At 69.4% G+C, this 10,153-nt stretch carries 9 protein-coding genes; 5 read left to right on the top strand and 4 right to left on the bottom strand.

The genetic code is table 11. From position 1 onward, the window contains the following. The first annotated feature begins 153 nt into the window (after positions 1 to 153). Genes HLK59_RS44850 through HLK59_RS44835 form a run of 4 tightly spaced genes read left to right on the top strand, consistent with a single transcriptional unit; the run spans position 154 to position 4,197 of the window. The gene (locus tag HLK59_RS44850; RefSeq protein ID WP_171147435.1) at positions 154 to 2,220 is read left to right on the top strand and encodes a pectinesterase family protein; all 2,067 of its coding nucleotides are present in this window, start codon (positions 154 to 156) and stop codon (positions 2,218 to 2,220) included. Between the two features lie 46 nt (positions 2,221 to 2,266). Continuing rightward, positions 2,267 to 2,713 (top strand): hypothetical protein, encoded by a 447-nt coding sequence (locus HLK59_RS44845; RefSeq protein ID WP_171147434.1) that lies wholly within the window; start codon positions 2,267 to 2,269, stop codon positions 2,711 to 2,713. Then, positions 2,714 to 3,421: a hypothetical protein gene (locus tag HLK59_RS44840; protein WP_171147433.1), complete on the top strand. Its 708-nt coding sequence runs from the start codon at positions 2,714 to 2,716 to the stop codon at positions 3,419 to 3,421. It begins immediately after the preceding gene. Positions 3,422 to 3,477: 56 nt separating this feature from the next. Then, positions 3,478 to 4,197: a response regulator transcription factor gene (locus tag HLK59_RS44835; protein ID WP_171147432.1), complete on the top strand. Its 720-nt coding sequence runs from the start codon at positions 3,478 to 3,480 to the stop codon at positions 4,195 to 4,197. Here HLK59_RS44835 and HLK59_RS44830 read toward each other — a convergent pair. The 3 genes from HLK59_RS44830 to HLK59_RS44825 all read right to left on the bottom strand — a co-directional run bounded on the left by HLK59_RS44830 (position 4,152) and on the right by HLK59_RS44825 (position 8,318). Continuing rightward, positions 4,152 to 5,915 carry an ABC transporter ATP-binding protein gene (locus HLK59_RS44830; RefSeq protein ID WP_171147431.1) on the bottom strand — a complete coding sequence of 588 codons (1,764 nt, stop codon included), beginning with the start codon at positions 5,913 to 5,915 and terminating at the stop codon, positions 4,152 to 4,154. The two genes, HLK59_RS44835 and HLK59_RS44830, sit on opposite strands and share 46 nt — an antisense overlap. A gap of 95 nt (positions 5,916 to 6,010) precedes the next feature. After that, entirely contained in the window at positions 6,011 to 6,136 is a 126-nt protein-coding gene (locus HLK59_RS52190; protein ID WP_277349581.1) for a hypothetical protein, read from the bottom strand. A gap of 376 nt (positions 6,137 to 6,512) precedes the next feature. Beyond that, a complete protein-coding gene (locus HLK59_RS44825) occupies positions 6,513 to 8,318 on the bottom strand; it encodes a bifunctional metallophosphatase/5'-nucleotidase (protein ID WP_171147430.1) in 1,806 nt (601 codons plus the stop codon). A 158-nt stretch (positions 8,319 to 8,476) separates the two neighbouring features. Here HLK59_RS44825 and mshD point away from each other — a divergent pair, with 158 nt between their 5' ends. Next, complete coding sequence (gene mshD, locus HLK59_RS44820) at positions 8,477 to 9,403, top strand: mycothiol synthase (RefSeq protein WP_171147429.1); 927 nt, start codon at positions 8,477 to 8,479, stop codon at positions 9,401 to 9,403. 170 nt (positions 9,404 to 9,573) lie between these two features. Here the strand turns inward: mshD and HLK59_RS44815 are convergent, their stop codons facing one another. Continuing rightward, on the bottom strand, positions 9,574 to 10,095 hold the full coding sequence (locus tag HLK59_RS44815; protein ID WP_171147428.1) for an ABC transporter: 522 nt from the start codon (positions 10,093 to 10,095) through the stop codon (positions 9,574 to 9,576). Positions 10,096 to 10,153: the final 58 nt, after the last annotated feature.

The raw sequence follows: 10,153 nt of genomic DNA, 5'->3' as shown, positions 1-10,153 counted from the left end.
CCCCAAGCCTCCCCCCGAGGACCCGGACGCGGCGGCCCCCACGCCGTAGCCGGCGACCGGCAGATCTCCCCGCACGGCAACCTTTTCGCTCGCTGCTTCGACAGTCAGGTGATCCCAACCCCCCTCCACACCTGAAGCGATCGGAAGCAGCCCGTGACTGACACCCGCAACAGGGCCCCACGGCACCGTCGGCGCAAGACCGCGCTGGTCGCCGGTATCCCCCTGGCCCTGACCTCAGCCGGCGTGCTCGCCTACAGCCCGCTCTTCGGTGACGACGCCCAGTCCTCCGCGTCCGCCGCCACCGCCGCGGTCCCCGCGTGGGCGACCGCCACCGCCGACGGCTTCGCCTCGGTCAACGCCCTCGGGCAGAACGGGACGTACGGCGGACGCGACGGGCAGATCGTCACCGTCAAGACGCTCGCCGACCTGGAGAAGTACGCGACCGCGGACGCCCCCTACGTCATCGTCGTGGCGGCCACCATCAACATGGACCCCGTCGGGAAAGAGATCAAGGTCAAGTCCGACAAGACCATCGTCGGGTCCGGGACCTCCGGGCACATCGTGGGTGGTGGCTTCTTCCTCGGGTCCGGCGTGCACAACGTCATCATCCGGAACCTGACCATCCGGGATGCCTACCAGGGCGTCTGGAACGACAAAGAGCACGACTTCGACGGCATCCAGATGGACGGCGCCCACCACGTCTGGATCGATCACGACGACCTCCGGCACATGGCCGACGGGCTCATCGACGTCCGCAAGGACAGCACCTATGTGACCGTCTCCTGGAACAAGCTCAGCCAGGACAACAAGGCGTTCGGCATCGGGTGGACGGAGAACGTCGTCACCGACATCACCATCCACCACAACTGGATCCGCGAGACCGAGCAGCGCAACCCCTCGACGGACAACGCCGCCCACGCCCACCTGTACAACAACTTCCTCGAGGACGTGGCCGACACCGACATCAAGTCGTCGTACGGCAACTACTCCCGGGGCAAGACCAAGATGGTCCTGGAGAACTCCTACTTCCAGGGCGTCAACAACCCCGTCATCAAGGACAGCACCGCGACCGTCGTGCAGAAGGGGAACACCTTCGTCGGCACCAGCGGGCGCAACGAGAGCGGGGGTACGGCCTTCGATCCGAAGAGCTACTACGCGTACACCCTCGACGCCACCGCCAACGTGCCGTCCCTGCTCAAGTCCGGTGTGGGGCCGCGCGGTTCCATCGGAACCACGGCGAGCACCACCGCCGCCGCGGCTGCGACCACCCTCACCGTCGCGAAGGACGGCAGCGGGCAGTACTCCACCGTGCAGGCCGCGGTGAACGCCGTACCCGCGAACAACGCCTCCCGCGTCGTCATCTCCGTCAAGCCGGGGACGTACCGCGAGCTGGTGAAGGTGCCGTCCAACAAGCCGCACGTCACCATCCAGGGCACGGGCGGCAGCCGTAACGACACGGTGATCGTCTACAACAACGCGTCCGGGACGCCCAAGCCGGACGGGTCGGGCACCTACGGCACCGGCGGCAGCGCCACCGTCGCCGTCGAGGCCGACGACTTCCAGGCCCGCAACCTGACGATCTCCAACGACTTCGACGAGAAGGCCAACCAGAACCTGAGCGGCCACCAGGCGGTCGCCCTGCGCACCTCCGCCGACAAGGTGTTCCTCGACGGGATCATCGTCAGCGGCGACCAGGACACCCTGCTCGTGGACACCGCGTCCAAGGACAGGCTGGGCCGCGTCTACGTGAAGAACTCCTACGTCGTCGGCAACGTCGACTTCATCTTCGGCCGCGCGACCACGGTGATCGACAAGTCCGTCATCACGCTGAAGAAGCGCTGGGACGGCACCTCCGCGGGTTACGTCACCGCGCCCAGCACCGCCGCGAACCGCAAGGGCATCCTGATCGCCAACTCGGCGGTCAACGGCGATGTCTCGTCCGCGAGCTTCTACCTCGGCCGCCCCTGGCACGCCGGCGGTGACACGACCCTCGACCCGCAGACGACGGTCCGCAACACCACCCTGAGCGCCGCGATCAAGTCCACTCCGTGGACCGACATGAGCGGCTTCTCCTGGAAGGACGACCGGTTCGCCGAGTACAAGAACACCGGCGCGGGTTCCGGTTCCGCCACCAGCAACCGGCCCCAGCTGACCGACGCCCAGGCCGCCGACCAGGAGGTCGCGGACTGGCTCGGCGACTGGACGCCGACCGCTTCCTGACGCACAGGTCCCCGTCCTACGATCATCCCGGCAACGGGGAGGGATCATGGACGGGGACATCATCAGGCGGTACCGCAGACGGGGGCCGGTGTGGAAGGCGCTCGGGGCGGTCGGGCTCCTGTTCGCGGCGGGCGTCGGGGAAGTGCTGCTCAGTGGGGTGCCGTTCTGGCCCGCGGTGGCCCTGGTGACGGTCCTGCTGCTCTCCAACGGCTGGATGGCGCTTGCCCTGTTGCGGGCCCGTACGGTGATACGGGCCGGCGGGATCACCTCGTACAGCGCCCTGCGCGTGCGGAGATGGGCCTGGCACGAAGTCCAGGACCTGCGCGTCGAGCCCGCCCCGCAGGGGTCCAGTCTCCGGTTCATCGTCTGTGTGTACGACTCGGCGGGCCGTCGGCACGCGCTGCCCTTCGTCAACGACCGGTGCGTGCCGGACCTGCACGCCGAGGCCGGGTTCCTGCGCGGCATGGTCGCGGGCGGGCGCGGGGTGGCGTAGATGGACACCTTCGGGATCGAGCGGGAGTACGGCAGGCGGCGCAGGCTGCCGGGCAGGTTCCTCTTCCTCATGGGCTGCTTGCTGCTGAACCCTCTCTTTCGGTTGGCTGACTCCTCGAACTCCCTTCCCCTGTGGGTACGGGTGGCTTTCCTGCTCGCCGCGGTGCTGATGATCGGCTGGATGACGCTGAGACTGCGACGCGGGCGCACGCTCGTCACCGCCGACGGCATCTCCGTGCGCGGCGCCTTCACCGAGCGGCGCCTGGCCGCCTGGCACGACGTCTACGACCTGCGGGTCGAGCCGCTGCCGCGCGGCGCGAACTACATGGGGCAGAACTTCGTCACGTACCTGTACCGCGACAACGGTCACCGTCACGCCCTACCGCACATCGACGACCGGCAGCTCGTCGACCCGTGGACCGAGGTCGCCGGCCTGCTGGAGGCCGGTGCCCGGCACCGCGGGGCCGCGTTCGAGCCGCGTCCGGCCGTCGAGACGCTCATCCGCAGGCGGACCGCGCACACCAAGGCCTGGGTGCGGGCGGCCACCGGGGCGCTCATCACCTTCGGGTGCGACTTCCTGCTGTGGGTGGTGCTCATGTTCACCGCGGACGACGAGCCCTCGATGCTCCTCTACCTCCTCTACATCCCGCTCGCGGCCTTCGTCCTCCTGGCCGCCCTCCTGCACCGGCGTGCCCGCCGACTTCCTTAAGCCCACGCTTATCGCCCTGCCAGCTCCGCCACAGCACTTCGTCACACCGTGTTCAGATGGCGCGGAAGATTCTGCTGGCCGACGACGACGTGGCCGTGAGGGAAGGGCTCGGACGGCTGCTGCGGTTCGAGGGGTACGAGACCGTACTCGCCGGGGACGGACGGACCGCCGTGGAGCTCGTCCGGGACGAACCGGACCTGGTGCTGATGGACGTCACCATGCCGCAGCTCGACGGCCTGGCCGCGACCCGCCGGATCCGGGCCTCCGGGTGTACCGTCCCGATCCTGATGATCACCGGCCGGGACGCGGTCGGCGACCGGATCGTCGCCCTCGACAACGGCGCCGACGACTATCTGACCAAGCCCTTCGACGCCGAGGAACTGCTGGCCCGGGTACGGGCCCTGCTGCGGCGCAGTCCCCGGACCCTCGTGCCGCCCCAGCCCGGGCCCGCCGAGCAGCTGTCCTTCCAGGACGTCGCCATCGACCTGCGCAGCCGTACGGTCACGCGCGGCGGCCGGCCGCTCGACCTCACCAGGACCGAGTACGGCCTGCTGGAGTACCTGATGCGGCACCCGGCGAAGGTGCTCAGCCGGGCGCAGATCCTCAAGGAGGTGTGGGGGTTCGAATTCGAGCCGGCCTCCAACACCCTCGACGTCTACGTCATGTATCTGCGGCGCAAGCTGGAGAGCCGCGGCGAACCGCGGCTCATCCAGACCGTGCGGGGGCTGGGCTACACGCTCAGGAGTCCGGTGGGGTTCCCGGCCGGCCGGGTGTGAGCGGCCAGTTCGGCGTAGGTGCCGCCGCGCTCCACGAGTTCGTCGTGCGTACCGACCTCGACCAGCCGGCCCTCGTCCACGACGAGAACGCGGTCGGCGTCGGGGGCGAGGCTCAGATCGTGGGTGATCATGATCGTCGTACGTCCGGACATGAGCTCGCGCAGGGGTTTCACGATGCGGCGGGCGGCCACCGAGTCGAGGCCGGCGGTGGGTTCGTCGAGGATGAGGACGGGGGCGGCGCGCAGCATCGCGCGGGCGATGGCGACCCGCTTGAGCTGGCCGCCGGAGAGGGCGGCGGTGCCGGGGGCGATGACGGTGTCGTAGCCGTCGGGGAGTGCGGTGACGAACTCGTGCGCGGCGGCCGCGCGTGCGGCCCGCTCGATGTCCTCGTCGCTCGCGCCGGGGCGGCCGCACTCGATGTTCTCGCGGATCGTGCCGTGCAGGACGAGCGTCTCCTGCGGGAGCAGCGCCACGTTCTCGCGCAGGAACTCCAGGGGTACGTCGGTCAGGGGGACGCCGTCCAGGCAGAGCACTCCGGACGCGGGGTCGTAGAAGCGGAGCAGCAGTTTGGCGAGGGTGGACTTGCCGGCGCCGCTCGGGCCGGTGACGAGGACGAGTTCGCCGGGGGCGGCCTGGAAGGTGACGTCGTGCAGGGAGTCCTCGGCGGCGCCGGGGTAGCGGAAGCCGGCGCCGTGGACGCTGACCCAGCCTCGGACGGGCCATGCCCGGACCGGTTCTGCCGGGTCGGTGACGGCGGGTTCGGCGTCGAGGATCTCGTTGAGGCGCTGGGCGCCCGCGGTGGCGGCGGTGAGGGTGAGGCCGAGCTGGCCGAGGTTGCGGACGGGTGGGTAGAGGTAGCCGATGAACGCGGCGAAGGCGAGGAGCTGGCCCAGGGTCATCCGGTCGGCTGAGATCTCCCAGACGCCGAGTCCGATGACGGCGAGGACGCAGACCGTCTCGACGACCTCGACGAACTGCTCGTACATCTCGCTGAGCCGGGCCCCGCGCACGGATGCCCGCATCCAGGCGCGGGCCTCGCGGTCGAGCCGCTGCTCCTCGTCGGCGCGGCGGTTGTAGGCCTGGGTCAGCACCACATTGCCGAGCGACTCCTCGACCACCGATGTGATCGCGCCGTCGGCGGCCCGCTCGTCCTGGGAGGCGCTCTTGATGCGGCCGGCGAAGCGGCGGGCGGCCAGCAGGAACAGGGGGGCGAGGACGAAGGTGACGAGGGCCAGGTCCCAGCGCAGGTAGAGGGCGGCGGCGGAGTAGAAGACGGCGGAGAACGCGGCGGCGACCGTGCCGACGACCCCGGACACCACCATCTGCTCGATGGCCTCGACGTCCCCGGTGAGGCGTTCCACGAGGTCGCCCTGGCGGTGCTTCTGGAAGAAGTGCGGGGGCAGGTCCTGGACGTGCCGGAACACCTTGGCCCGCAGCCGGAGCACGAATCTCTCCGCGGTCCAGGTGGCGAGTGAGTTGCCGAGGTAGCCGACCAGCGCGCCGAGCGCGGCGACGGCCAGCCAGGCGCCGGCCGGGCCCCAGAAGGCGGCGAGCGAACCGGCCTTCAGGGCGGTGTCGGTCAGGTGTGCGAACAGCAGGATCGAGGCGGTCTCGGCGAGCGCGGACACCACCACGCACCCGACGATCGCCACCAGCCACTTGCGGTCGCCACGGGTCAGCGGCCAGAAGCGGCGGAAGGCCTCGCGGACTTCCCTCATCGTTGCTCCCTCGGTTGCTCCCTCGAAGTACGGCGGACATGCCCGAGGCGGGGCCACCGAGTCCCTGTCGGTGGCCCCGCCTCGTCGATGGGGTGTCAGCAGCCCTTGCGGGACACCGGACGGGCGGCGGCCTTCTTCTGCTGAGGAGCCTTCTTCTTCGGCGCCGGGGCGGCGGGCTTGGTGTTCTTCTTGGCGACGGGGGCGATCTTGTGGAAGCTCATGGTAATTACCTCTCCGGTTATCAGGTTGGGGTTATGTGCGGCTTATTTCAGTTCTTATGGGATACCGGGCGTCGCTGCGGAGTCACCTTCTTCACCTGCGCCTTCTTCTTGGGCGCGGCCTTGTGGGTCTTCTTGGCGACGGGGGTGATCTTGTGGAAGCTCATTTGCTTTCTCCTTCGTGCCGTTCGGTTCGACATGGAAAACACTACGTGCTCCCGAAAGAGAAAAAGACCGATTCCGCTTAGACCTCAATGAATTGCACCTGAGACAACTTTTCAGGGACATCCAGGAACCAAACTCGCCCTCACACAGGTTTTAATACGCGAAGAGGCGGCCGCGTCGATATGACGCGACCGCCTCTTACCACCCCAAGGGGTTACTTCACGATCGTGATCCGGTTCGCCGCCGGAGGCGCGATCGGGCTCGTGGCCGAGGAGTTGGCCAGCAGGTACTGCTCAAGGGCCGCCAGGTCGTCCGTGCCGACGAGGTCGTTGGTGCCCAGGCCCAGCGTGGTGATGCCGTCGCCGCCGCCCGCGAGGAAGCTGTTGGTCGCGACGCGGTAGGTGGCCGCCGGGTCGATGGCCGCACCGTTGAGCTGAATGGAGCCGACGACGATCCGCTCGGCGCCGGTCTTCGTCAGGTCCAGCGTGTACGTCAGGCCCGACGACGGCTGGAGGATCTTCGGCGAGGCCAGGTTCGAGCCGCTCACCTGCTCCTGGAGGACCTGGATCAGCTGGGCGCCGGTGAAGTCCTGGAGGTTCACGGTGTTGGAGAACGGCTGGACGGTGAAGCCCTCGGCGTAGGTGACGACGCCGTCGCCTTCCGTGCCCTTCTGCGCGTACGTCAGACCCGCCCGCACACCGCCCGGGTTCATCAGCGCGAGGTCCGTCTCCGGGTCGAGCTGCTTGCCGTAGGCGAGCTGCGCGTCGGCGATGAGGTCGCCCATCGGGGACTCGGTGCCGGTGTTCGCGATGTCGGCGGAGATGTAACCGATGGCGCGGTTGCCGATGGGCGCCGCGAGGGTGTTCCACTTGCTGATCAGCTCGGTCATGTCCGTCGCCTTGGCGACGGTCCGGGTGACCACGTGGTTCGCCGACTTCACGGCCGTACGGGCGATGTCACCCGTCCACCGGTCGTACGTCAGCGTGGTGTCCGTGTAGAGACGGCCGAAGGACGCGGCCGAGGTGACCGTGCGCGGGTTGCCCGCCGGGTCGTTGATGGTGCAGGCGTAGGCGGCGTGGGTGTGACCCGTCACCAGCGCGTCGACCTGCGGGGTGATGTTCTTGGCGATGTCCACGATCGGGCCGGAGATGCCGTCGCCGGCGCCCGGGGAGTCGCAGTTGTAGTTGTACGACGCCGAGGCCGGGGCCCCGCCCTCGTGGATGAGGGCCACGATCGACTTCACGCCCTGGCGCTGGAGCTCCTTGGCGTACTTGTTGATCGTCTCGACCTCGTCCTTGAACTTCAGGCCCTTGACGCCCTCGGCGGAGACGACGCCCGGGGTGTCCTCCAGGGTGACGCCGATGAAGCCGACCTTGACGTCCTTCTTCTTCCACACCCAGTAGGGCTTGAGGATCGGCTTGCCGGTCTTCTCGTTCAGGACGTTCGCCGCGAGGTACGGGAAGTCCGCCCCCTCGAACTCCTCGTCCGTGTAGCAGCCGGCGGTCGGGTGACAGCCGCCCTTCTGGAGCCGGGCCAGTTCCTTGGCGCCCTCGTCGAACTCGTGGTTGCCGACCGAGGTGACGTCCAGGTCGAGGCCGTTGAGCGCCTCGATGGTGGGCTCGTCGTGGAAGAGACCCGAGATGAGCGGGGACGCGCCGACCATGTCACCGCCGGCGGCGGTGATGGAGTACTTGTTGCCCTCCCGCGCCTCGCGCAGATGCGTGGCGAGGTACTCGACACCGCCGGAGTCGATGGTCTTCGTCGTGCCGTCGGCCTGGAGTTCGGTGACGCGGCCGGACGAACCGGACGGCGGCTCCAGGTTGCCGTGCAGGTCGTTGAAGGACAGCAGCTGCACGTCCTGGTAGCGGCTGGGCCCCTTACCACCCGACTTGCCCGATTCGCCCGCGACGGCCGTCGAGGGCAGCGCGGCGGCGAGGGCGCCGACGGTCGCGAGACCGGCGGCTGCGGCAAGGACGCGGACGGTCCGTCTGCGGCGGTTCGGCTGGGATATGGCTGGCATACGCCCCCCTGTGGGATGTCTGAATCACGTCGGCCCCGTCCGGCGCAGCCTAGAGTCAACGCGCGTAGCGCGACAGGGGTTTCCTGGTTACATCCTGGTTTCCCTTTGCCCTTTCCTTTGCCCCCACTTTGCGGGGTCCTCCCCGTACCCTCGTACGCATGACCAGCGACGACACCGCACGGCGTGGCACCTCCCGCTCGATCGACACCTACTCGGCGCTCTCTCCGGACCTGACCGAAGCGGTGCTGGCGCTCCTCGCGGAGGCCGTGCACAGCGACGGTCAGCAGGCCGTGTCGGAGCAGGGACGGCTGCAACTGCGCGGTGGCGCACGCGAGGGGGTGTCCCATCTGCTGCTGACCGTCGACGGCCAACTCGTCGGCTATGCCCAGCTGGAGGACACCGACCCGGTGGAGGCGCCGGCCGCCGAACTGGTCGTCCATCCCGCGCACCGCGGTCACGGCCACGGCCGGGCGCTGGGCTCCGCCCTCCTCGCCGCGTCCGGCAAGCGGCTGCGGGTGTGGGCCCACGGCGGCCACTCCGCGGCCCGGCATCTCGCCCAGGTCCTCGGTCTGACCCTGTTCCGTGAGCTACGGCAGATGCGCCGGCCGCTGACGGGCCTTGAGCTGCCCGACCCGGTCCTCCCGGACGGCGTGACGGTACGCCCCTTCGTGCCCGGCCAGGACGACTCGGCCTGGCTCGCCGTCAACGCCGCCGCCTTCGCCCACCATCCCGAGCAGGGCTCCCTCGTCCAGCGCGACCTCGACGCCCGCATGGCCGAGTCCTGGTTCGACCCGTCCGGCTTCTTCCTCGCCTTCCGCGGCGCCGAGTTGATCGGCTTCCACTGGACCAAGGTCCACTCCGAGGAGCGGCTGGGCGAGGTCTACGTCCTCGGTGTGAAGCCGGGCGCGCAGGGCGGCGGGCTCGGCAAGTCCCTCACCACGATCGGCCTGCGGCACCTGGCCTCGCAGGGACTGCCGACGGCGATGCTGTACGTCGACGCCGACAACAAGGCGGCGGTGTCGGTGTACGAGCGGCTCGGGTTCGTGACGCATGAGACGGACCTGATGTACCGCACGGAGACGTGAGACGGGGGGCGCGCCGGAGTTTCCTCGCCCCCGCCGCCCCTACCCGTCCCATCCCTGGGGGCTGCGCCCCCAGACCCCCGCTTCGGCCCCGAAAGGGCCTCGTCCTCAAACGCCGGACCGGCTGAAAACCCGACTCAGGTTTTCCGGCGTTTGAGGAGCGGGGGGCGAGATCACGTGCTGGCCGAACCGACCCGCAACGTCCGCCTCCGCAACCGCTCCGGCCCGCACGCCACCCACACCAGCGCCGCCGCCACCAGCACCCACACCCACCGCTCGTGGGACGCCGCCCACCGCTCGTCGCGCACCGCCACGAACATCGCCCATCGCCCCGGCAGCACCAGCGCCATCACCACGGCCGAGGTGAGCAACGCCGCGGCCACCCCCTGCCCCGGCTCCGCCGCCTCGGTGAACCGCACGGCGACAGCGGCCGCCGCCAGCGTGAGGACGAAGGTCCCGGCCGCCTCCAACGTGACGTCGCCCACCGGAGGACGTATCTCCTCCGGCACGAGCAGCACCGCCACCGTCCACCCCAGCGCCAGGAACGGGGCGACCAGCGCCACCCGCAGCGCCTGCCGGACGGGACGCGTCGTCGGCACCGCGGCGGTGGTCTGCCGGGCCGGGTCGTCCAGAAGGAACGCCAGCCCCAGCGCGAAGGCCAGCGCGGTCGCCCGCAGCAGATGAAGCGCAAGCAACCCGCCCCCTTCGAACGGTCTCTGTAACAAAAACGACGCAGGCAAGGAAAGGGAGAGA

Origin of the sequence: Streptomyces sp. S3(2020), from assembly GCF_013044505.1 — a bacterium.
Lineage (GTDB): Bacteria > Actinomycetota > Actinomycetes > Streptomycetales > Streptomycetaceae > Streptomyces.
Note: the sequence above shows the minus strand (reverse complement) of the source record. Positions and strands in the feature narration are given on the sequence as shown.